The sequence below is a fragment of the Streptomyces sp. CB02009 genome (genome assembly GCF_001905825.1).
In the GTDB taxonomy this organism is placed as follows: Bacteria; Actinomycetota; Actinomycetes; order Streptomycetales; family Streptomycetaceae; genus Streptomyces.
Genome location: NZ_LIVV01000006.1, coordinates 607757 through 630613 on the forward strand (window position 1 = coordinate 607757; position 22857 = coordinate 630613).

General features: G+C 71.9%; 17 protein-coding genes. 14 read left to right on the forward strand and 3 right to left on the reverse strand.

Features of this window, described 5'->3' with window-relative positions; translation table 11 throughout:
- The first annotated feature begins 18 nt into the window (after positions 1-18).
- From AMK27_RS26525 to AMK27_RS26550, 6 genes are all read left to right on the forward strand, one after another.
- Complete coding sequence (locus tag AMK27_RS26525) at positions 19-1188, forward strand: ABC transporter ATP-binding protein (RefSeq protein WP_073913004.1); 1170 nt, start codon at positions 19-21, stop codon at positions 1186-1188.
- The gene (locus AMK27_RS26530; protein ID WP_073913006.1) at positions 1185-2111 is read left to right on the forward strand and encodes an ABC transporter permease; all 927 of its coding nucleotides are present in this window, start codon (positions 1185-1187) and stop codon (positions 2109-2111) included. Before AMK27_RS26525 ends, AMK27_RS26530 begins: the two co-directional genes overlap by 4 nt.
- On the forward strand, positions 2111-2905 hold the full coding sequence (locus tag AMK27_RS26535) for an ABC transporter permease (protein ID WP_073913008.1): 795 nt from the start codon (positions 2111-2113) through the stop codon (positions 2903-2905). The genes AMK27_RS26530 and AMK27_RS26535 overlap by 1 nt, the downstream gene beginning before the upstream one ends.
- Before the next feature lie 37 nt (positions 2906-2942).
- Positions 2943-4361, forward strand: coding sequence for an NAD(P)/FAD-dependent oxidoreductase (locus tag AMK27_RS26540; protein WP_073913011.1), 1419 nt, complete (start codon positions 2943-2945; stop codon positions 4359-4361).
- Between the two features lie 135 nt (positions 4362-4496).
- Positions 4497-4967 (forward strand): hypothetical protein, encoded by a 471-nt coding sequence (locus tag AMK27_RS26545; RefSeq protein ID WP_073913014.1) that lies wholly within the window; start codon positions 4497-4499, stop codon positions 4965-4967.
- 186 nt (positions 4968-5153) lie between these two features.
- Complete coding sequence (locus AMK27_RS26550; RefSeq protein ID WP_445194874.1) at positions 5154-7004, forward strand: chitinase; 1851 nt, start codon at positions 5154-5156, stop codon at positions 7002-7004.
- Here AMK27_RS26550 and AMK27_RS26555 read toward each other — a convergent pair.
- Positions 6955-7704 (reverse strand): phosphatase PAP2 family protein, encoded by a 750-nt coding sequence (locus AMK27_RS26555; RefSeq protein ID WP_073913020.1) that lies wholly within the window; start codon positions 7702-7704, stop codon positions 6955-6957. The genes AMK27_RS26550 and AMK27_RS26555 overlap by 50 nt on opposite strands.
- Positions 7705-7874: 170 nt before the next feature.
- A complete protein-coding gene (gabT, locus tag AMK27_RS26560; RefSeq protein ID WP_073913023.1) occupies positions 7875-9209 on the reverse strand; it encodes a 4-aminobutyrate--2-oxoglutarate transaminase in 1335 nt (444 codons plus the stop codon).
- A 591-nt stretch (positions 9210-9800) separates the two neighbouring features.
- On the opposite strand from gabT, the gene AMK27_RS26565 reads away from it, so the two are divergent.
- Positions 9801-11933, forward strand: a complete 2133-nt coding sequence (locus AMK27_RS26565) for an ATP/GTP-binding protein (protein ID WP_338014334.1) — start codon at positions 9801-9803, stop codon at positions 11931-11933.
- 83 nt (positions 11934-12016) lie between these two features.
- A complete protein-coding gene (locus tag AMK27_RS26570; protein WP_073913028.1) occupies positions 12017-13573 on the forward strand; it encodes a PucR family transcriptional regulator in 1557 nt (518 codons plus the stop codon).
- A 137-nt stretch (positions 13574-13710) separates the two neighbouring features.
- Here AMK27_RS26570 and AMK27_RS26575 read toward each other — a convergent pair whose 3' ends face one another.
- Positions 13711-13935 carry a hypothetical protein gene (locus AMK27_RS26575; RefSeq protein ID WP_338014336.1) on the reverse strand — a complete coding sequence of 75 codons (225 nt, stop codon included), beginning with the start codon at positions 13933-13935 and terminating at the stop codon, positions 13711-13713.
- Between the two features lie 182 nt (positions 13936-14117).
- On the opposite strand from AMK27_RS26575, the gene AMK27_RS26580 reads away from it, so the two are divergent.
- From AMK27_RS26580 to AMK27_RS26605, 6 genes are all read left to right on the forward strand, one after another.
- Positions 14118-15086, forward strand: coding sequence for an EamA family transporter (locus AMK27_RS26580; RefSeq protein ID WP_073913034.1), 969 nt, complete (start codon positions 14118-14120; stop codon positions 15084-15086).
- A 198-nt stretch (positions 15087-15284) separates the two neighbouring features.
- On the forward strand, positions 15285-16730 hold the full coding sequence (locus AMK27_RS26585; protein ID WP_073913037.1) for an aldehyde dehydrogenase family protein: 1446 nt from the start codon (positions 15285-15287) through the stop codon (positions 16728-16730).
- Positions 16731-16970: 240 nt separating this feature from the next.
- Positions 16971-18893, forward strand: a complete 1923-nt coding sequence (locus AMK27_RS26590; RefSeq protein WP_073913040.1) for an acyl-CoA dehydrogenase family protein — start codon at positions 16971-16973, stop codon at positions 18891-18893.
- 76 nt (positions 18894-18969) lie between these two features.
- Positions 18970-20220: a 3-phosphoshikimate 1-carboxyvinyltransferase gene (gene aroA, locus AMK27_RS26595; protein WP_073913043.1), complete on the forward strand. Its 1251-nt coding sequence runs from the start codon at positions 18970-18972 to the stop codon at positions 20218-20220.
- 34 nt (positions 20221-20254) lie between these two features.
- Positions 20255-21505, forward strand: a complete 1251-nt coding sequence (gene dxr / locus AMK27_RS26600) for a 1-deoxy-D-xylulose-5-phosphate reductoisomerase (protein ID WP_073913046.1) — start codon at positions 20255-20257, stop codon at positions 21503-21505.
- Positions 21502-22809: a M50 family metallopeptidase gene (locus tag AMK27_RS26605; RefSeq protein ID WP_073913049.1), complete on the forward strand. Its 1308-nt coding sequence runs from the start codon at positions 21502-21504 to the stop codon at positions 22807-22809. The genes dxr and AMK27_RS26605 overlap by 4 nt, the downstream gene beginning before the upstream one ends.
- Positions 22810-22857 lie beyond the last annotated feature (48 nt).

A 22857-nucleotide genomic window follows, 5' to 3' on the forward strand; every position in this document is an offset into this window, starting at 1 on the left:
TCCCCGGGACCACAACCCATGACTGACAGCACTCCTCACACCGGAAAGACCACGGGCGGCGGCGACGTCCGTCTCACCGGGATCAGCAAGTCGTACGGCTCCTTCACCGCGGTCCACCCGCTCGACCTGACCGTCCCCCAGGGCTCCTTCTTCGCCCTCCTCGGCGCCTCCGGCTGCGGCAAGACCACCACCCTGCGGATGATCGCCGGCCTGGAGGACCCCAGCACCGGCACCGTCTTCCTCGGCGACAAGGACGTCACCGACCTCCCGCCGTACAAGCGGCCGGTCAACACCGTCTTCCAGTCCTACGCGCTCTTCCCGCACATGGACATCACCGAGAACATCGCCTTCGGCCTGCGCCGCCGCGGCATCAAGTCGGTGAAGAAGCAGGTCGACGACATGCTGGAGCTCGTCCAGCTGGGCGACAAGGCCCGGCACAAGCCGCACCAGCTCTCCGGCGGACAGCAGCAGCGCGTCGCCGTGGCCCGCGCGCTCATCAACCACCCGCAGGTGCTGCTCCTCGACGAGCCGCTCGGCGCCCTCGACCTCAAGCTGCGCCGCCAGATGCAGCTGGAGCTCAAGCGCATCCAGACCGAGGTCGGCATCACCTTCGTGCACGTCACCCACGACCAGGAGGAGGCCATGACGATGGCCGACCAGGTCGCGGTGATGAACGGCGGCCGCGTCGAGCAGCTCGGCGCCCCCGCCGACCTGTACGAGAACCCGCAGACCACCTTCGTCGCCAACTTCCTCGGCACCTCCAACCTCATCGAGGCCGAGGTCGTCGAGACCGGTGCCGACGTGCTGGTCACGGCCGGCGGCGGCAGGCTCCGCGTCCCCGGCGACCGCTGTACCTCCGCCGTCCGCCAGGGCGGCCGGGTGCTCGTGGGCGTCCGCCCCGAGAAGATCTCGCTGACGCACAAGGACGACGCCGACTCGATACCCGACGGCCGCAACCGCGTCACCGGCCGGATCGCCGACTCCTCCTTCATCGGCGTCTCCACCCAGTACGTGGTGAACAGCCCGGCGGGCGCGGAGCTCCAGGTGTACGAGCAGAACGTCGACCGGCGCGCGGGACTCCTCCCCGGCGCCGAGGTCGTCCTGCACTGGAACCCGGCCCACACCTTCGGGCTCGACGCCGACCAGGACATCGACGCCGGTGTGGAGACGGTGGAGGCCACCGGATGACCGCGACCCTCGTGAAGGACGCGCCGCCCACCGAGGAACCGGTGCTGCGCAAGCCCGCCACCCGCAAGCGGCTCGTCCCCTACTGGCTGCTGCTGCCCGGCATCATCTGGCTGCTCGTCTTCTTCGCGCTGCCGATGGTCTACCAGGCCTCGACCTCGGTGCAGACCGGCTCGCTCGAAGCCGGCTTCCAGGTCACCTGGCACTTCCAGACCTACTGGGACGCCTTCCAGGAGTACTGGCCGCAGTTCGTCCGCTCCCTGCTCTACGCCGGGACCGCGACCATCCTCTGCCTGCTGCTCGGCTACCCGCTCGCGTACCTCATCGCCTTCAAGGCCGGCCGCTGGCGCAACCTGCTCCTCGTCCTCGTCATCGCCCCCTTCTTCACCAGCTTCCTCATCCGGACGCTGGCCTGGAAGACGATCCTCGCCGACGACAGCCTCGTCGTCGACGCGCTGAACGCGCTCCACGTCCTCGACGTGACCAGCTGGATCGGCTGGACCGAGGGCGACCGCGTCCTCGCCACCCCGATGGCGGTCGTCTGCGGTCTCACGTACAACTTCCTGCCCTTCATGATCCTGCCCCTCTACACCTCCCTGGAGCGGATCGACGGCCGGCTGCACGAGGCCGCGCAGGACCTGTACGCCTCCCCGGCCACCACCTTCCGCAAGGTGACCTTCCCGCTGTCGATGCCCGGCGTCGTCTCCGGCACCCTGCTCACGTTCATCCCGGCGAGCGGCGACTACGTCAACGCCGAACTGCTCGGCTCGACCGACACCAAGATGGTCGGCAACGTCATCCAGTCGCAGTTCCTGCGGGTCCTCGACTACCCGACGGCGGCCGCGCTCTCCTTCATCCTCATGGCGATCGTGCTGGTCATGGTCACCGTGTACATCCGCCGAGCGGGAACGGAGGACCTCGTCTGATGCGCTGGATCCGCAAGAACCTCGTCGTCGTCGCGGGCCTGCTCACGCTCGCGTACATGATCCTGCCCAACCTCGTCGTGATGGCGTTCTCCTTCAACAAGCCGAAGGGGCGCTTCAACTACTCCTGGCAGGAGTTCTCGCTCGACGCCTGGAAGGACCCCTGCGGCGTCGCCGACATGTGCGAGTCGCTCTCGCTCTCGCTCCAGCTCGCCGCCTGGGCGACGGTCGGCGCGGTCGTCCTCGGCACGATGATCGCCTTCGCGCTCGTCCGCTACCGCTTCCGGGCCCGCGGCGCGATCAACTCGCTGATCTTCCTGCCGATGGCGATGCCCGAGGTCGTCATGGCCGCCTCGCTGCTCACGCTCTTCCTCAACATGGGCATCGAGCTCGGCTTCTGGACGGTCCTGATCGCCCACATCATGTTCTGCCTGTCGTTCGTCGTGACGGCGGTCAAGGCCCGGGTCATGTCCATGGACCCGCGTCTGGAGGAGGCCGCGCGCGACCTCTACGCCGGGCCCGTGCAGACCTTCCTGCGCGTCACCCTGCCGATCGCGGCCCCCGGCATCGCCGCCGGCGCCCTGCTCGCCTTCGCGCTCTCGTTCGACGACTTCATCATCACCAACTTCAACGCGGGCTCCACCGTCACCTTCCCCATGTTCGTCTGGGGCTCGGCACAGCGAGGAACCCCCGTTCAGATCAACGTCATCGGCACCGCGATGTTCGTCCTCGCGGTACTGGTGGTCGTGGCCGGTCAGATCATTACGAACCGGCGCAGGAAAACAGCAACAGCCTGAGCGATACGCAGCTCAGGCACCGAAGGAGTTGGAAACCATGGCCCCAGTCGCCATGCGTCTCGCTGCACAATCTCTCTCCGACGCCCAGCCCGTCCCCTTCTGGCTGGAAGACCCCGGCAAGCCCGGCGCCCTGCCCGCCCTCACCGGCACCGAGAAGTGCGATCTCCTCGTCGTCGGCGGCGGCTACAGCGGACTGTGGACCGCGCTCCTCGCCAAGGAGCGCGACCCCGCCCGGGATGTCGTACTGATCGAAGGCCGCGAGGTGGGCTGGGCCGCCTCGGGCCGCAACGGAGGGTTCTGCGCCGCCTCCCTCACCCACGGCTTCGGCAACGGGCTCGCCCGCTGGCCGGGCGAGCTGCCGAAGCTGGAGGAGCTCGGCGAGCGCAACCTCGACGGCATCGAGGAGGCGGTCGCCCGCTACTCCCTGGACTGCGACTTCGAGCGCACCGGCGAGATCGACGTCGCCACCGAGCCGTACCAGCTCGACGAGCTCCACGAGATGTACGAGGAGATCGAGCGGCTCGGCCTCGCGGACGGCCTGGAACTCCTCGACCGGGACGCCGTCCGGGCCGAGGTCGACTCGCCGACCTTCCTCGGCGGCCTCTGGGACCGCCGCGGCGTCGCCATGCTGAACCCCGCCAAGCTGGCCTGGGGCCTCAAGCGGGCCTGCCTGGACCTGGGCGTACGCGTCTACGAGAACACCCCGGGGCTCGACCTGGTCTCCGCCGGGGCCGGCATGGGCGTCCGCACCCCCTACGGCCGCGTCCTCGCCCGCCGGGTCGCCCTCGGCACCAACGTCTTCCCTTCGCTGGTCAAGCGCGTGCGCGCGTACACCGTCCCGGTCTACGACTACGCCCTGATGACCGAGCCGCTCAGCGCCGAGCAGCTCGCCTCCGTCGGCTGGAAGAACCGGCAGGGACTCGGCGACTCCGCCAACCAGTTCCACTACTTCCGGATCACCGCCGACCACCGCATCCTCTGGGGCGGTTACGACGCGATCTACCCCTTCGGCGGCAAGGTCAGCGCCGAGATGGACCACCGTCCGGAGACCTACCTCAAGCTCGCCGAGCACTTCTTCCGGTGCTTCCCGCAGCTGGAGGGGCTCCGCTTCAGCCATGCCTGGGGCGGCGCGATCGACACCTGCTCCCGCTTCTCGGCCTTCTTCGGCACGGCGTACCAGGGCAAGGTGGCGTACGCGGCCGGGTTCACCGGCCTCGGGGTCGGCGCGACCCGCTTCGGCGGTGACGTGATGCTGGACCTGCTCGCGGGCGAGCGGACCGAGCGCACCGAGCTCGAGATGGTCCGCCGCAAGCCGCTGCCGTTCCCTCCCGAACCGATCGCCTGGGCGGGCATCGGCATCACCAAGTGGGCGATGGCGCGCGCCGACGAGAACGGCGGCCGACGGAACCTGTGGCTGAAGACGATGGACCGGATGGGGCTCGGCTTCGACAGCTGAGGCCGCACGGCCTGCCGCTCCGACCCCCGTGTGACCCACATCACAACCGATGGGTAGCTGAAACCGCGTAAGAGCAGTCGCCCGAATCGCTCTCTCCGTACGGACACCGTGTCCACACGGAAGGAGACCGTTGCGATGACTGGTACGGGGGCCTCGGGCGCCAAGGGCGCGGTGGAGTGGCTGGTCTCGGTCGCTCCCGATCCCGACGCCTGCCGGTGGGAGTGGGAGCGCAACCCGCACGGGGTCGCCCTGCTGCCCGCCGGCCGGCGCTGGGACGTCCTGATCCTGCCGGCGGAGCTCGGGTATCCCACCCTCGACGTCCTGACCCGCCTGGTGGGCCGGCCTGGTCCGGTCCTCGCCGACTTCGGCGACGCCCGGATGGGCTTCTTCGTCCCGCCGGGCACCGTGACCCGCTGGCTCGGCACCGGGGTGCGCGGCGCGGGCGCCGGGACCTGGATCGTGGTCCCGTACCCGGGCCGGGCGACCGGCGGCGTGCGCTGGCTGGTGGCGCCGGACGGCGCGGGCACCCTCACCGACGCCTCGCTCCTGGAGCTGGCGATGCACGAGGCGGCGGGGCAGATCGGACGGGCGGGAGGGGCGCCGTAGCCGGCGCGGCCGACGGGGGAGTGCGGTCCGTACGGCGGGCGGACCGGAGTGGAGGGCGGTCCGTACGAGGGGGGATCGGCGTGAAGTGCGGTCCGTGCGGCGAGCGGTCCGTACGGTGGGCGGACCGGTGTGTCCGCCGTGCGGACGTCAGGGGTAGAGGTCTTGACCACTCGATTGGTCTGGACCATGCTGTGGCGCGCTCCCACCTCGATTCCCCCATCCCCGGAGGCAGTTGTGGACCGCGCCAGACCTCTCACCCTGCTCCTCGCAGGCGTCCTCGCCGCCGGAGGACTCGCCGCACTCGGCCCCGCCGCCCAGGCGGCCGACGCCGAACTCGCCCGCAACGGCGGCTTCGAGGCCGGCCTCGACGGCTGGACCTGCACCGCCGGCAGCGGCGCCGTCGTCTCCACCCCCACCCACGGCGGTACGAAGGCGCTCCAGGCGACCCCGGCGGGCAGCGACAACGCCCGCTGCTCCCAGACCGTCGCCGTGAAGCCCAACTCCTCGTACACGCTCAGCGGCTGGGTGCGCGGCAGCTACGTCTACCTCGGTGCCACCGGCACCGGCACCACCGACGTCTCCACCTGGACGGGTTCCGCCCCCGACTGGCAGCGGCTCGCGACCACGTTCACGACGGGCGCCTCGACGACCTCGGTCACGATCTACACCCACGGCTGGTACGGCACCCCCGCCTACCAGGCCGACGACCTCTCCCTCTTCGGCCCCGGCGGCGACCCCGTGCAGCTCCCGGCTGCCCCCTCCGGTCTCGCGGCGGGCTCCCCGACCTCCACCACCGTGCCGCTGACCTGGTCCGCGGTCTCCGGCGCCACCTCGTACAACGTCTACCGCGGGACCACCAAGGTCCAGACGGTCAGCGGCACCTCGGCCACCGTCACCGGACTCACCGCCTCCACCGCGTACACCTTCCAGGTCAGCGCGGTGAACAGCGCGGGCGAGTCCGCGAAGTCGGCCACCGTGAGCGCCACGACGACCAGCGGCGGCAACCCGGGCAACCCCGGCCTGCCCGCGCACGCCCTCGTCGGCTACCTCCACGCCAGCTTCGCCAACGGCTCCGGGTACACCCGGATGGCCGACGTCCCCGCCTCCTGGGACGTCATCAACCTCGCCTTCGGCGAGCCGACCTCGGTGACCTCGGGCGACATCCGCTTCAGCCTGTGCCCCGCGACCGAGTGCCCGAACGTCGAGTCGGTCGCCGACTTCAAGGCCGCCATCAAGGCCAAGCAGGCCGCCGGCAAGAAGGTCCTGATCTCGATCGGCGGCCAGAACGGCCAGGTGCAGCTCTCCACCACCGCCGCCCGCGACACGTTCGTCTCCTCCGTCTCGAAGATCATCGACGAGTACGGCCTCGACGGCCTCGACATCGACTTCGAGGGCCACTCGCTGTCCCTCCAGACCGGCGACACCGACTTCCGGAACCCGACCAGCCCGGTCATCGTCAACCTGATCCAGGCGGTCAAGACCCTCAAGGCCAAGTACGGCCAGAACTTCGTCCTGACCATGGCCCCGGAGACCTTCTTCGTCCAGCTCGGCTACCAGTACTACGGCTCCGGCCCCTGGGGCGGCCAGGACCCGCGCGCCGGCGCCTACCTGCCGGTCATCCACGCCCTGCGCGACGACCTCACCCTGCTGCACGTCCAGGACTACAACTCGGGCTCCATCATGGGCCTCGACAACCAGTACCACTCGATGGGCGGCGCCGACTTCCACATCGCGATGACCGACATGCTGCTCACCGGCTTCCCGGTCGCCGGCAACACCGACCGCGTCTTCCCGGCCCTCCGCCCCGAGCAGGTCGCGATCGGCCTCCCGGCCTCCACCCAGGCGGGCAACGGCCACACGGCCCCCGCCGAGGTGAACAAGGCGCTGGACTGCCTGACGAAGAAGACCAACTGCGGCAGCTACCAGACCCACGGCACCTGGCCGGCCCTGCGCGGCCTGATGACCTGGTCGATCAACTGGGACCGCTTCAACCAGTGGCAGTTCTCGAACAACTTCGACGCGTACAACTGGAGCTGACCGCGAGGATCAGCAGCGACAGGCAGAGGCTGGCCAGCACGTCCAGCGGCCAGTGGTAGCCCCGCAGCACCAGACCGGTCCCCGTCACCGCCGTCAGCACGGCGGCGACGGGGACCAGCCGGTTCGAGACCAGGAAGGCCGCACCGAAGTAGGCGACCATCGCCGTGGCGGTGTGGCCCGAGGGGTAGTAGCCGTGCGCCCAGGGTTCCAGCGGACCGGGGCGGGCCGTCCACTCCTTGAGGGGGATCACGAGCAGGGGTACGGCGGCCATGGCGAGGCCCGCGTACAGGGCGGCGATCCGTCGGCCGCGCCACACCGCGTACGCCATCGCGCAGGCGAGGACGGGGAGGGCGACGGTCATGTTGCCGAGGTCGGCGCCGAGTTCGGAGAGGGGCCGGGGGACCGAGTCCACCACGGCCCGGGACACCCGCTCGTCGAGCCTGGCCAAGGGGCCGTGGACGAGCACCTGCCAGGTCACGACGACGAGGGCGACGAGCGCCGAGAAGAGAGCCGGCCGCCCTGGAACAGGGGGGGTGGTTCCAGAGCGGCCGAGAGGATCGGATCGCCGCACGCCCCGGGGGGTGTGGGGCGGGCGGCCGTCCGATCCATGAGGAGTTCCGGAGCACGAGGCTCCAGGGGTGTGCGCGACGGCACGGTGTGGGCGGTGCTGGGGAGGCTCCGCCCGGGGTGTTTCTCTCATCTGCAGAAACCGTACGTCAGAGAAGGGGGGACCGACAGCAGGAAACGCGTCCCGCCATCGGCCCCCCACACAGTCTTCACACGGAGTGTCAGATCCGGGCCGGATCCCAGGTCGGATCCGAACTCGGGTCCGATGCCGCACCCGGCACGGGCCCGCTCCCGGACCTGCCGTCAGATCTGGGCGAACGCGTTCTCGATGACGTCGAGGCCCTCGTTCAGCAGGTCCTCGCCGATGACCAGCGGCGGCAGGAAGCGCAGCACGTTGCCGTAGGTGCCGCAGGTCAGGACCAGAACGCCCTCGGCGTGGCAGGCCTTCGCCAGCGCGGCGGCGGCCTCCGCGTAGGGCTCCTTGGTGTCGCGGTCCTTGACCAGCTCGATGGCGATCATGGCGCCGCGGCCGCGGATGTCGCCGATGGCCGGGAACTTCTCCTGCATGGCGGTGAGGCGGGCCTTCATGACCTCCTCGATGCGCTGCGCCTTGGCGTTGAGGTCGAGCTCCTTCATCGTCTCGATGGAGCCCAGCGCGCCGGCGCAGGCCACCGGGTTGCCGCCGTAGGTGCCGCCGAGACCGCCGCCGTGGACGGAGTCCATGATCTCGGCGCGGCCGGTGACGGCGGCGAGCGGCAGACCGCCCGCGATGCCCTTGGCGGTGGTGATGAGGTCCGGGACGATGCCCTCGTCCTCGCACGCGAACCACTGGCCGGTACGGCAGAAGCCGGACTGGATCTCGTCGGCGACGAAGACGATGCCGTTGTCGTTGGCGAACTTCACGAGCGCCGGGAGGAAGCCCTTGGCCGGCTCGATGAAGCCGCCCTCGCCGAGGACCGGCTCGATGATGATCGCGGCGACGTTGTCGGCGCCGATCTGCTTCGTGATGTTGTCGATCGCCTGGGCGGCGGCCTCGGGGCCGCAGTTCTCCGGGCCGGTGGGCCAGCGGTAGCCGTAGGCCACCGGCACGCGGTAGACCTCGGGGGCGAACGGACCGAAGCCCTGCTTGTACGGCATGTTCTTCGAGGTCAGCGCCATCGTGAGGTTCGTACGGCCGTGGTAGCCGTGGTCGAAGACGACGACGGCCTGGCGCTTGGTGTACGAACGGGCGATCTTGACCGCGTTCTCGACGGCCTCGGCGCCGGAGTTGAACAGCGCGGACTTCTTGGCGTGGTCGCCCGGGGTCAGCTCGGCGAGCGCCTCGCAGACCTCCACGTAGCCCTCGTACGGGGTCACCATGAAACAGGTGTGGGTGAAGTCCTGGAGCTGCGCGGAGGCGCGGCGCACGACGGCCTCGGCGGAGGCGCCGACGGAGGTCACGGCGATGCCGGAACCGAAGTCGATCAGGCGGTTGCCGTCGACGTCCTCGATGATGCCGCCACCGGCCCGCTTGGTGAAGACGGGGAGCGTGGAGCCCACGCCACCGGCGACCGTGTCGAGACGGCGGGCCTGAAGCTCCTGCGACTTCGGACCGGGGATGGCGGTGACGATGCGCCGCTCCTGCGGGACAGCGTTCATGCGGGGCTCCTGGGGGTGTTCTGGACGCACTTGCGGGTTTCCTCCGCAGGCTAGGCGCGAGGCGGGGGCGGAGGCATGCGCCGATCGGGAGTGGTGGGGGGTGTGTCGTTGTCCGGGATGGACAGGGCGGGGGTGGGAGGAGGCGGTGGCGCTCGTCGTGGTCTGGGCTCGACTGCTCGGGCATGCGTGGGCTGTACGGGTGGTCGAATCCCCTCCCGTGCGCCTCCCGCGCACTAGATTGACGGTGGTACAGAGGCGGCGACCTGGCTGTTCAGGGGGCAGGGGTTCATGGAGACCGACGGCACGTACGAGTCAGGCGACACCAAGGGGGGCGCGGTGCCGCGACCGGCGGGGCCTCCCCGGGGGGCGGCCGCCCCCGAGGTGCCACCAGCTCGAAGGGTCGGGCCGGGGCTGCCCAGCGTCCCGCCGTTGCCGCCCAGGGCTCCCGCCCCGGCCACCGTGCGCGCTTCCTCGCCCGTCGCCGAGTGGCTCGATGCTCCGCGTCCGGAGGCCCCTCTCGGCATCTGGCGGTTCCGGTACCTTCCGCCGCCTGCCGAGGTCACGCGCATCAGGCCCATCACCTTGCTCGGGATGATGGTCCCCCTGCTGGTCGGACTGTTCATCTGGTTGGCGTATCGCAATGACAACCTGCCGTACGCGGCCACCGTGATGCGTACCTTCACGCCGAACGACTGGTGGACCGGCTTCGGAGCGACGGCGAGGGACTGGCAGGGCGTCGCGGTCCACACGATCTTCGACGGTCTCGTCTTCTTCGGCCTCGTATGGGTGGTCGGTGCCCTGGGCTCCTGGGGCAGGATCATCGGCTACTACCTCGAGCGACGCCGTCCTCCGGTCCGCGCCGCGCTCACGGGACTGGCGGCGCTCGTCGGACTGGCGGCCGTCCTGCCCGAGGCCCTTCACCTGGGTTGGTCGGCCGTACCGGTCGTGAACCCGATCCTCTACCTCATCGCCCTGGTGACCGGTGGGTGGCAGATCGCCGGGTCGCCGATCGTCATCTACGCGGTGTACGTCCTGGCCGCGGCGCTGGTCATCTGGCCGTGCGCGAAGATCGGCGGCTGGGAGGGCCTCTACCGGCAATGGCGCTCCGGGAGCGCCCCGAGCAGCCCGGACCCCGCCGCTCCGAGCAGCCAGGGAATCCCCCGCTCGCAATGGCCCGAGCTGCGGGCCGCGGGCGCGCACCGGGCGGCGGACGTACTCACCGGCGAAGTCGCCGCCGGGCGCATGAATGACGCCGACTGCGCCCGGCTGCACCGCGTCTGGCAGGCGGGCGAGCGGGACGCCGGACGCCGTGCCGCCTTCGTCGACGCCCTCGTCCGCCAGGGTGCCGCCGCCGACACGCACCCGTCCGGCGACCGAGATCTGCCCGCCCGTTCGGCCTCCCACGACCTCCTCGAGGGCCAGGTCAGAGTCGGCCGGTGGGTGGCTGCCGAGCGTGGTTCACGCAGCTACCACGACGCGGGTCTGGCGCTCGACCCCGAGCTCCTCGGCACCTCCCTTCTGGCCGTGGGCCCCTCCGGATCGGGCAAGACGCGGTCCCTCGTCGCCCCCGTGGTCGAGTCACTGTGCCTCCAGGCGCTCACCGGCGCCTGCGCCGTCGTCGCCGTCGGCTCGGCCGGATCGCAGCTCGGTCCCGACGCGGCGTACGACGTCGTGATCCGACTCGGCGACCCCGCCTCCCGGTACGACCTCGACCTGTACGCCGGAGCCACGGACCCGGACGAGGCCGCCGCGTGCCTCGCCGAAGGACTGGTCGGCGACATGGAGGGCATGGAGACGCGACGAGCCGCCACGGTCCTGGCGCAGCTCCTCGGCCCCTACCGGGTCGCGTACGGACGGTTTCCCACCGTGCCGGTCCTGCGGGAACTGCTCGAAGCCCGCCCCGAGAGCCTGCGGGACCTGCTCGACCTCCTGCCGGCCGACGGCGCGCAGGCGATGCGTCGCGAGCTGGAGTCCCGGCTTCGGCAGGTCGGGACCACGAACGACCTGGGCCCCGTCCTCGCCGACCGACTCGCCGCTCTCGACCGGCCGCTCTTCGCCGAGTTCTTCGGCGGGGCGGAGGGGTCGAGGTCCTTCTCCCTGCGGTCCGCCGCGCAGCACCCGATGCGGGTGCGGATCAGCCTGCCCGAGGGCGGCCACGAGGAGGCCGCGCGTCTGCTCAATCGGTTGTTGCTCGCCCAGTTCCAGCACATCACGCGCGGCGGTGCGGGGCGGGGGATCTCCGCGTTCCTGGTGCTCGACGACGCGGCGGGTGCCGTGACCCCGGGCGCCCTGCGGGCTCTTCAGCGGCTGCGGACGCAGAACTCGGGTGTCGTGCTGGCCCTCCGCACCCTCGCGGAGGTGCCTGAGGCCCTGCACGGACCGCTCCTCGCGACCGTCGGCTGCCGGATGGCCTTCTCGGGCCTTCCCACCTGGGACGGTCGGGCCTTCGCCGAAGCGTGGGGCACCGAACGGGTGGAGATGACCGAGGTGGCCCATCACACCGTCTTCGCCGATCAGCCGATGACCAGGGCCATCCACGCCCTGCGCAAGCTGGTGACGGGCAAGGCGGTGACCACAGAGGCGGTCACCGTGCGCGAGGTGGAGCGGCAGCGCTGGTCCGCCTCGGACCTCGCTCACGCCGTCCCCCCGGGCCACGCCGTCCTCTCGCTGAGCCACGTGCGGGGTGAGCAGGTACCGCCCATGCTCGTCGACCTCCGCGGCTGAGCGGCCACCCCGCCGCCCTGGCACAATCGGGGGCGCCGCTCGGCTGAGCGGCGCCCCCTCGCCCAAAGGTCCGACGGTCCCCAATGCCGCCCACCCTCGCCTCCCTCGTCCAGCACTCCTCCCTGAAGCTCGTCGTCCGGGCGGGGGAGGACCGTCTGGACACCCCCGTCCGCTGGGCGCACGTCAGCGAGCTCGCCGACCCCGTCCCGTACATGGAGGGCGGCGAGCTCCTCCTCACCACCGCGCTCACCCTCGACGCGGAGGACCTGGAGGCGATGCGCCGCTACGTGCGGCGGCTGCTCGGCGCGGGGGTCGTCGGGCTCGGCTTCGCCGTCGGCGTCAACTACGACGAGATCCCGTCCGCCCTGCTCGACGCGGCCAGGGACGAGCACCTGCCCCTCCTCGAAGTGCCGCGCAGGACCCCCTTCCTCGCCATCAGCAAGGCCGTGTCCGCGGCCATCTCCGCCGACCAGTACCGCGCCGTCACCGCAGGCTTCGAGGCCCAGCGCGAGCTGACCCGTGCCGCGCTCGCCGAGGGCCCCGAGGCCGTCGTCGCCCGGCTCGCGGCCCATGTCGACGGCTGGGCCGCGCTCTACGACACCTCCGGCACCGTCGTCGCCGTCTCGCCCGACTGGGCGGCCCGCCGGGCCGCCCGCCTCACCTCCGACGTCGAGCGGCTGCGCGACCGGCCCGCGCCCGCCAGTGCCGTCGTCGGCGGCACGGACGACCGTGTCGAGCTCCAGTCGCTCGGCACCGGACGCCGCGTCCGCGGCGCCCTCGCCGTCGGCACCGGCGCGCCCCTGGGGACGGCCGAGCGGTACGCGGTGCACTCGGCGATCGCCCTGCTCACCCTCACGACGGAACGCTCCCGTTCGCTGCAGGCCGCCGAGCAGCGGCTCGGCGCCGCGGTCCTGAAGATGATGCTCGCGGGCCAGCCGGACCACGCGCGCGCGGTGGCCGGCGACGTGTACGGCGGGCTGCTCGACGCCCCCTTCCGGCTCCTCGTCGCCGAATCCGCCGGGGGCGACCCCGCCGGCGAACCGGCGCTCCAGGTCCTCGCCGAGGCCCTGGAGTCGGCGGCCGCACGCGCGGGCGAGGCGGTGCTCACCGTCCCCGAGAGCGAGCAGCGGCTCGTCGTCCTCGCCGGCGACGCGGGCGCGGTCGTCGCCGCCTGCGAGGGGTACGCCGAACGGGACGCCGAGGACGCCGGCCTCACCATCGGACTCTCGGCCCCCGCCGGCCCCATCACCGCCGCCACCGCGTACAAGCAGGCGGAACAGGCCCTCTCGGTGGCGAGGCGGCGCGGCAAGGCGCTCGTCGAGCACGAGGACCTCGCGGCGGGCTCGGTCCTGCCGCTCCTCGCCGACGACGCGGTCCGCGCCTTCGCCGACGGGATGCTCCGCGCCCTGCGGGACCACGACGCGACGGGCCGCGGCGATCTCGTCGCCTCCCTGCGCGCCTGGCTCTCCCGGCACGGCCAGTGGGACGCGGCCGCGGCCGACCTGGGGGTCCACCGGCACACCCTGCGCTACCGGATGCGGCGGGTGGAGGAGATCCTCGGCCGCTCGCTCGACGACCCGGACGTACGGATGGAGCTGTGGCTGGCGCTCAAGGCGACGGGGGAGGGCGCGGCGGAGTAGCGGCAGCGGAGGGCGGGGCCGGCCGTCCGGGCCCTCTGGTCGTCCGGGCCCGCTGGTCGTCCGGGCCTGCCGGTCGCCCGGGCCCTCTGGTCGTCCGAGTTCGCCAACCGCCTGGGCCCGCTGGTCGTCCTGGTCGGCTAGCCGTCCGAGCCGCCGCTGTCCGAACCCCCGCCCCAGCTCCCGCTGTTCCCGCCGCCGTTCGATCCGCGGCCCCGCCGCCGGTTGCTGTCGCGCAGGATGTGGCCGATCGTCAGCGTCACGGCGGCCACCCCGCGCACCCAGCGGGGCCCGCCCCGTGCCGCCCACACCACGCAGACGCACCCGCCGATCGTGAGCACTAGGACGCCGGCCAACGCGAACATGATCATGTGACTCCCCCTGTCTTCGGTCTCCCCGCACCGCTGCCGCGGCGGGGTCCGGACATCCTGCCACTCCGTGGAAAACGGCCTTCACGCGCGCGCGTGAAGGCCGTACCGGCCTCCGTGTGCCCGATTGCGGGCAATTCTCTTGGTCAACGGACCTTTCACTCCTTACTCTCCTGCTCATGACAAGCCCCGCCGTCGATCCGGCTCCCGACACGACCCGCGCCATCGCCCCCGCCGCGACCGCCACCACCGCCCCCACCCGCCGGATCACCGGGGCCGTATGGGCCGCGCTCGGCATCGTGTACATCGTCTGGGGCTCCACGTACCTCGGCATCCGGATCGCCGTCGAGACGATGCCGCCGTTCCTCTCCGCCGGCGTCCGCTTCACCACCGCCGGCCTGCTCCTCGCCGGGATCATCGCCTGGCGCCAGGGGCCCGCCGCCCTCAAGGTGGACCGGCGGCAGCTCGGGTCGGCCGTCCTCGTCGGTCTGCTCCTGATCCTCGGCGGCAACGCCCTCGTCGTCCTCGCCGAGACCTCCATACCCTCCGGCCTGGCCGCCCTTCTGATCTCCGTCGTCCCGGCCTGGGTCGTGATCCTCAAGGCCGCCACCGGGCAGCGGCCGAGCCTCGGCGGGCTGGCCGGAGTCCTCCTGGGGCTGGTGGGACTCGCCGTGCTCACCCTGCCGGGCATCAGCGGCGAGGTGAAGGTCGGCGGGGTCGTCCTCGTCGTGGTCGCGACCCTGCTCTGGTCCGTCGGCTCGTTCTCCTCCGCCCGCCTCCCGATGCCCGCGAACCCCTTCACGGCCAGTGCGTACGAGATGGTCGCGGGCGGCCTGGCCGGCATGGCCCTCGGGCTTTTCCGGGGCGAGCAGCACGGCCTCGACCTGGCCGGGATCTCCACCCGGTCGTGGGTCGCGCTCGCCTATCTGATCGTCTTCGGCTCGCTGATCGCCTTCACCGCGTACGCGTGGCTCCTGCAGGCCGCACCGCTCTCGCTCGTCGCCACCTACGCGTACGTGAACCCCGTCGTCGCGGTCGCCCTCGGCGCCCTCGTCCTCGACGAGGCGCTGTCCTGGCCCATCGTCCTCGGTGGCGCGATCGTCGTCGGCGGAGTCTGCCTCATCGTCTCGACGGAACGGCGCGGCTGACCGGAGCTCCCCCGGAGTCCTCCGGTGCGGGGGCTCCTCGACGCCCCGTCCTACCCGCGGCCGCCCCTCTTCGGCCAATTCGGACAGAGCTTCCGACCCATCACTCCACACCGGACAAGCCCACGTTTGCCGCCCCGGCCCTAACGTGTCACGAGAGCAATCGCTCGCACCCCCCGATACGGAAAGGGCCGGGACGCAATGACGACCACCCACGCCTTCTGGCTCGCCGGCCGCGAGGCCACCGGCGAGGCCACCTTCGACGTCACGAACTCCTTCGACGGACGTCTGGTCGGCAAGGTCAGCGTGCCCACCGAGGCCCAGGTCGAGGAGGCGGTCGCCGCCGCGCACGCCGTCGTCGACGAGTTCGCCGCGACCCCGGCGCACGTCCGCGCCGCCGCCCTCGACCACGTGTCGAAGCGGCTCGCCGAGCGCACCGAGGAGATCGCCCTGGTGATCTCCGCCGAGAACGGCAAGCCCATCAAGTGGGCCCGCGGCGAGGTCGGCCGTGCCGTCTCCGTCTTCCGTTTCGCCGCCGAGGAGGCCCGCCGCTGGAACGCCGGCGAGGCCCAGCGTCTGGACACCGAGGCCGGTGGCGCGGGCCGCCTCGCGCTCACCCGCCGTATCCCCAAGGGTGTCGTCCTCGGCATCGCGCCGTTCAACTTCCCGCTGAACCTCAGCGCGCACAAGGTCGCCCCGGCCATCGCCGTCGGCGCCCCGATCATCCTCAAGCCGGCGCCGTCGACGCCGATCTCCTCCCTGATCCTGGGCGAGATCCTGGCCGAGACCGACCTGCCGGCCGGCTCCTGGTCGATCCTGACCGTGCCGAACGACCGCATGCCCGCCCTCGTCAAGGACGAGCGCCTCCCGGTCATCTCCTTCACCGGCTCCGACACGGTCGGCTACGCCATCCAGCAGTCGGTGCCCCACAAGCACTGCACCCTGGAGCTCGGCGGCAACGCCGCGGCCGTCGTCCTCCCCGACTGGTCCTCCGAGGAGGACCTGGACTGGGCGGCGAGCCGTATCGCCACCTTCTCCAACTACCAGGGCGGCCAGTCCTGCATCTCCGTCCAGCGCGTGATCGTGGACTCCTCCGTCCACGACCGCCTGCTGCCGAAGATCGTCGCCGCCGTCGAGGCGCAGGTCACGGGTGACCCGTCCGACGCCGCCACCGACGTCGGCCCGCTGGTCGACGAGGCCGCCGCCAAGCGCGTCGAGTCCTGGGTCGACGAGGCCGTCGCCGCCGGCGCCAAGCTCCTCGCGGGCGGCAAGCGCGAGGGCGCGACCTACGCCCCGACCGTGCTCACCGAGCTCCCGTCGGACGTCACGCTGGCCCGCGCCGAGGTCTTCGGCCCGGTCCTGACCATCGCCAAGGTCGACGGCGAGGCCGAGGCCTTCGCCGCGGTCAACGACTCCGACTTCGGCCTCCAGGCGGGCGTCTTCACCCACGACCTCCAGGCCGCCTTCCGCGCCCACCGCGCCCTCGAGGTCGGCGGCGTGATCGTCGGCGACGTCCCCTCGTACCGCGCCGACCAGATGCCGTACGGCGGCGCCAAGCGCTCCGGCGTCGGCCGCGAGGGCGTCAAGTACGCGATGGACGACTACACCTACGAGCGCGTCCTCGTCCTGACGGGCCTCGCCCTCTAGCCGGACGGCGCACGGCGCGAGGCGTACGGCGCGGGCCGTACCCCGTACGGCGCACGTCCACGAGACCAGGCGGTCCGAACCCACTGTGCGGGGGTTCGGGCCGCCTTTCGCCGTACGGCCCACCTGCGGCCCACCTCCGGCCCGCCTCCTGCTCGCCGTACGGCCGGACCTCGGCCGGTCTCCCGCCTGTCCGTACCGGCGGAAATCGGGTACGACGGACATGAGACCGAGGAGGTGTCCATGTCCGCCCCCACCCAGCGGCCCAAGGTCACCGCGCACGAGGCCCGGCAGACCGCCGAGGCCGCACGTGAGCGGGACTGGCACAAGCCCAGCTTCGCCAAGGAGCTCTTCCTCGGCCGGTTCCGGCTCGACCTCGTCCATCCCCATCCGCTGCCCGCCGAGGAGGACGCCCGGCGCGGCGAGGCCTTCCTGGCCACCCTGCGCACGTTCTGCGAGACCCGGATCGACGGCGCCCGCATCGAGCGCGAGGCCCGCATCCCCGACGAGACGCTCGCCGGGCTCAAGGAACTCGGCGCGCTCGGCATGAAGATCGACCGGAAGTACGGCGGTCTCGGCCTCACCCAGCTGTACTACAACCGGGCCCTCGCACTCGTCGGCTCCGCCAGCCCCGCCGTCGGCGCCCTGCTCTCCGCGCATCAGTCGATCGGCGTACCGCAGCCGCTGAAACTGTTCGGCACCCAGGAGCAGAAGGACGCCTTCCTGCCCCGGCTGGCCCGTACGGACATCTCCGCGTTCCTGCTGACCGAGCCGGACGTCGGCTCCGACCCGGCGCGGCTGGCCACCACGGCCGTGCCCGACGGGGACGCGTACGTCCTCGACGGCGTGAAGCTCTGGACCACCAACGGCGTCATCGCCGACCTGCTCGTCGTCATGGCCCGCGTGCCCGCCTCCGACGGGCACCCCGGCGGCATCACCGCCTTCGTCGTCGAGGCCGGCTCGCCCGGCATCACCGTCGAGCACCGCAACGCCTTCATGGGCCTGCGCGGCCTCGAGAACGGCGTCACCCGCTTCCACGGCGTCCGCGTCCCCGCCGAGAACCGCATCGGCCCCGAGGGCGCCGGCCTCAAGATCGCCCTCACCACCCTCAACACCGGCCGGCTCTCGCTCCCCGCCGCCTGCGCGGGCGCCGGGAAGTGGTGCCTGAAGATCGCCCGCGAATGGGCGGGCGTCCGCGAGCAGTGGGGCGGGCCGGTCGGCCGGCACGAGGCCGTCGGCACCAAGATCTCCTTCATCGCGGCCACCACCTTCGCCCTGGAGGCGGTCGTCGACCTCGCCTCCCAGATGGCCGACGAGGACCGCAACGACATCCGCATCGAGGCCGCCCTCGCGAAGCTGTACGGCTCCGAGATGGCCTGGCTCATCGCCGACGAACTCGTGCAGATCCGGGGCGGCCGCGGCTACGAGACCGCCGACTCGCTCGCCGCCCGCGGCGAACGCGCCGTCCCCGCCGAGCAGGTCCTGCGCGACCTCCGGATCAACCGGATCTTCGAGGGCTCGACCGAGATCATGCACCTGCTGATCGCCCGCGAGGCCGTCGACGCCCACCTCTCCGTCGCGGGGGACCTCATCGACCCCGGGAAGTCGCTCGCCGACAAGGCGAAGGCGGGTGCGCGGGCGGGCGGCTTCTACGCCCGCTGGCTGCCGGGACTCGTGACGGGTCCGGGGCAACTGCCCTCTTCGTACGGGGAGTTCGGCGAGCTGGCGGTGCATCTGCGCTATGTGGAGCGGACCTCGCGCAAACTGGCGCGCTCCACGTTCTACGCGATGTCCCGCTGGCAGGGCCGGATGGAGCTCAAGCAGGCCTTCCTCGGCCGGATCGTGGACATCGGCGCGGAACTCTTCGCGATGAGCGCGGCCTGCGTCCGGGCCGAACTGCTGCGCACCACCGGCGACCACGGCCGGGAGGCGCAGCAGCTCGCGGACGCGTTCTGCCGGCAGGCCCGGCTGCGGACCGAGGAGCTGTTCGGCCGGCTCTGGTCCCACACGGACGAGGTCGACGGCCGGGTCGCCGAGGGAGTCCTCGCGGGCCGGTACACGTGGCTGGAGGAGGGCATCGTCGATCCGGGCGACGACGGCCCCTGGATCGCGGACGCGACCCCGGGCCCGACGACCGAGGAGAACGTCCACCGCCGCGTCCCCTGACGCCCCGGCGCCGACGCGGCGTTCCGCCATGCGGAACGCCGGTCGTCCGGGCGGCGAAGCCCGGCAGGATGGACCCGTGACCGTCATCCACATCCCCGGCTCCAAGTCCGTCACCGCCCGCGCGCTCTTCCTCGCCGCCGCGGCCGAAGGCACCACCACCCTCCTGCGGCCCCTCGTCTCCGACGACACCGAGGGCTTCGCCGAGGGGCTGGCCGCCCTCGGGTACGCCGTCCGCCGCGAGGACGACGCCTGGCACATCGAGGGCCGCCCCGCCGGCCCCGGCGCGGACTCCGCCGACGTCTACTGCCGTGACGGCGCCACCACCGCCCGCTTCCTGCCCACCCTCGCGGCCGCCGGCCACGGCACCTACCGCTTCGACGCCTCCGCCCAGATGCGCCGGCGCCCCCTGGGCCCGCTCAGCACCGCCCTGCGCGAGCTCGGCGTCGACCTGCGGCACGGGGGGCAGGAGGGGCACCATCCCCTCGACGTCCACGCCCGCGGAGTGAAGGGCGGCGCGCTCACCCTGGACGCCGGCCAGTCCTCCCAGTACCTGACGGCGCTCCTGATGCTGGGCCCGCTCACCGCCGAGGGCCTCGACATCACCGTCACCGATCTGGTCTCGGAGCCGTACGTCGAGATCACCCTCGCGATGATGCGCGACTTCGGCGCGGAGATCGGCGAGGAGCGGGGCCGGGACGGCGCCCGCACCTACCGGGTCGCCCCCACCGGCTACCGCGCCCGTACCTACGGCATCGAGCCCGACGCCTCCACCGCCAGCTACTTCTTCGCCGCCGCCGCCCTCGAACCCGGCCGCTCCGTCACCGTTCCGGGTCTCGGCACCGGCGCCCTCCAGGGAGACCTCGGTTTCGTCGAGGTGCTGGGCCGCATGGGCGCCGACGTCGAGATCACCGCCACGGGCACGACCGTCCGCTCCACCGGCGTCCTGCGCGGGCTCACCGTCAACATGCGGGACATCTCCGACACCATGCCGACCCTCGCCGCCCTCGCGCCGTTCGCCGAAGGACCGGTCCGCATCGAGGACGTGGCCAACACCCGGGTCAAGGAGTGCGACCGCCTCGACGCCTGCGCCGAGAACCTGCGCCGCCTCGGCATCACGGTCCGCACCGGCCCCGACTGGATCGAGATCCAGCCCGGCACGCCCTCCGGCCCCGTCGAGATCGCCACCCACGGCGACCACCGGATCGTCATGTCGTTCGCGGTCACCGCCCTGCGCACACCCGGCATCACCTTCGACGACCCGGGCTGTGTGAAGAAGACGTTCCCCGACTTCCACCGGGTCTTCGACACGTTCGTCCGCACCCCGTGAAGACCGCACGGCGTTTGCGGCAAGAATGGGGGGCATGAGCGACCGCCCCTCTCCTCTCGCCGACCCCCATATCGCCTTCGACGTCTCCGAAGGACGCCGGGACATCGTCGTCCTCGGCTCGACCGGGTCCATCGGCACGCAGGCCATCGACCTGGTGCTGCGCAACCCCGACCGCTTCCGGGTCACCGCCCTGGCCGCCTCGGGCGGCCGGGTCGCGCTGCTCGCCGAGCAGGCGCACCGGCTGAAGGTCGCCGCGGTCGCCGTGGCCCGCGAGGACGTGGTCGAGGAGCTCCGTACGGCCCTGAAGGCGCTGTACGGCTCCGAGCCGCTGCCCGAGGTCCTCGCCGGCCCCGACGCGGCCACCCAGCTCGCCGCCTCGCCGTGCCACACCGTCCTCAACGGCATCACCGGCTCCATCGGCCTCGCGCCGACCCTCGCCGCCCTCGAAGCCGGCCGTACCCTCGCCCTCGCCAACAAGGAGTCGCTGATCGTCGGCGGCCCCCTGGTGAAGGCACTCGCGAAGCCCGGCCAGATCATCCCGGTCGACTCCGAGCACGCGGCCCTCTTCCAGGCGCTCGCCGCGGGCACCCGCGCCGATGTCCGCAAGCTGGTCGTCACCGCCTCGGGCGGCCCGTTCCGCGGCCGTACGCGGGCCCAGCTCGCCGGCGTCACCCGCGAGGACGCGCTCGCCCACCCGACCTGGGCGATGGGCCCGGTGATCACGGTGAACAGCGCCACCCTGGTCAACAAGGGCCTGGAGGTCATCGAGGCGCACCTCCTCTACGACATCCCCTTCGACCGCATCGAGGTCGTCGTCCACCCGCAGTCGTACGTGCACTCGATGGTCGAGTTCACCGACGGTTCCACGCTCGCCCAGGCCACCCCGCCCGACATGGGCGGCCCGATCGCCATCGGCATCGGCTGGCCCGAGCGGGTCCCGGACGCGGCCCCGGCCTTCGACTGGAGCAAGGCCTCCACCTGGGAGTTCTTCCCGCTCGACACGGAGGCGTTCCCGTCGGTCGGTCTGGCCCGGCACGTCGGCGAGCTGGGCGGCACGGCCCCCGCCGTCTTCAACGCGGCCAACGAGGAGTGCGTCGAGGCGTTTCTCGCCGGACGGCTGCCGTTCAACGGAATCATGGATACGGTCACAGCGGTCGTCGCGGAGCACGGCGTTCCCGTCGCGGGAACCTCCCTCACCGTGCCGGACGTCCTCGAAGCGGAGACCTGGGCGCGCGCCCGGGCCCGAGAGCTCGCAGCGAAGGCAACAGCGGAGGCCCGCGCATGACCGAAATGCTCCTGTACGTCCTGGGCCTCGTGCTGTTCGCCTTCGGCCTTCTCGTCTCCATCGCCTGGCACGAGCTGGGCCACCTCTCCACGGCCAAGCTCTTCGGCATCCGCGTGCCGCAGTACATGGTCGGCTTCGGCCCCACGATCTGGTCGAAGAAGCGCGGCGAGACCGAGTACGGCATCAAGGCCATCCCCGCCGGCGGCTACATCCGCATGATCGGCATGTTCCCGCCGGGCGAGGACGGCAAGATCGAGGCCCGCTCCACCTCGCCCTGGCGCTCGATGATCGAGGACGCCCGGGAGGCCTCGTACGAGGAGCTCAAGCCCGGCGACGAGACCCGGCTCTTCTACACGCGCAAGCCGTGGAAGCGCGTGATCGTGATGTTCGCAGGACCGTTCATGAACCTGGTCCTCGCGGTGGCGCTGTTCTTCGGCTCGATGATGACGCTGGGCATCGAGGGTCAGACGACGCAGGTCGCGGGCGTCCAGAAGTGCGTGATCGAGCAGGACGAGAAGCGCGACAAGTGCGCCGCCGGCGACCCCGTCTCCCCGGCCTTCAAGGCCGGCCTGAAGGACGGCGACAAGATCGTCGCGTTCAACGGGGCCCCCGTGGGCGACTGGGACACCCTCTCCGACCGCATCCGCGACACCATCGGTCCCGCGACGATCACCGTCGAGCGGGCCGGGCAGCGGCTCGAACTGCACCCCGACCTCGTCGCCAACAAGGTGCTGGCGAAGGACGAGGACGGCAAGGTCGTCCAGCCGGTCCGGTACGTCGACGCCGGCTACCTCGGCTTCGCCTCCAAGACCGAGGTCGCGCCGCTCAGCTTCGGCGAGACCACCGACCGCATGGGCGACCTCCTGGAGAACGGCGTCCACTCGGTCATCGCCCTCCCCGGCAAGATCCCCGGCCTGTGGGACGCCACCTTCGGCGACGGGGAGCGCGCCGACGACTCGCCGGTCGGCGTGGTCGGCGCGGCCCGCATCACCGGTGAGCTGATGACCGTCGAGGCCCCGCCGACGACGATCCTCGTGATGTTCATGAACCTGCTCGTCGGGTTCAACGTGTCGCTGTTCCTGTTCAACATGCTCCCGCTGCTGCCGCTCGACGGCGGTCACATCGCGGGCGCCCTGTGGGAGTCCGTACGCCGCCACACGGCCCGGATCTTCAAGCGCCCCGACCCGGGCCCCTTCGACGTGGCGAAGCTGATGCCCGCCGCGTACGTGGTGGCCGGCGTCTTCGTCTGTTTCACGCTGCTCGTCCTCGCCGCCGACCTCGTCAACCCGGTGAAGATCACGTAGCCCGCAGGGGGGCCGGACCCGGTGGTGTCCGGCCCCCCGCCCCCGGGG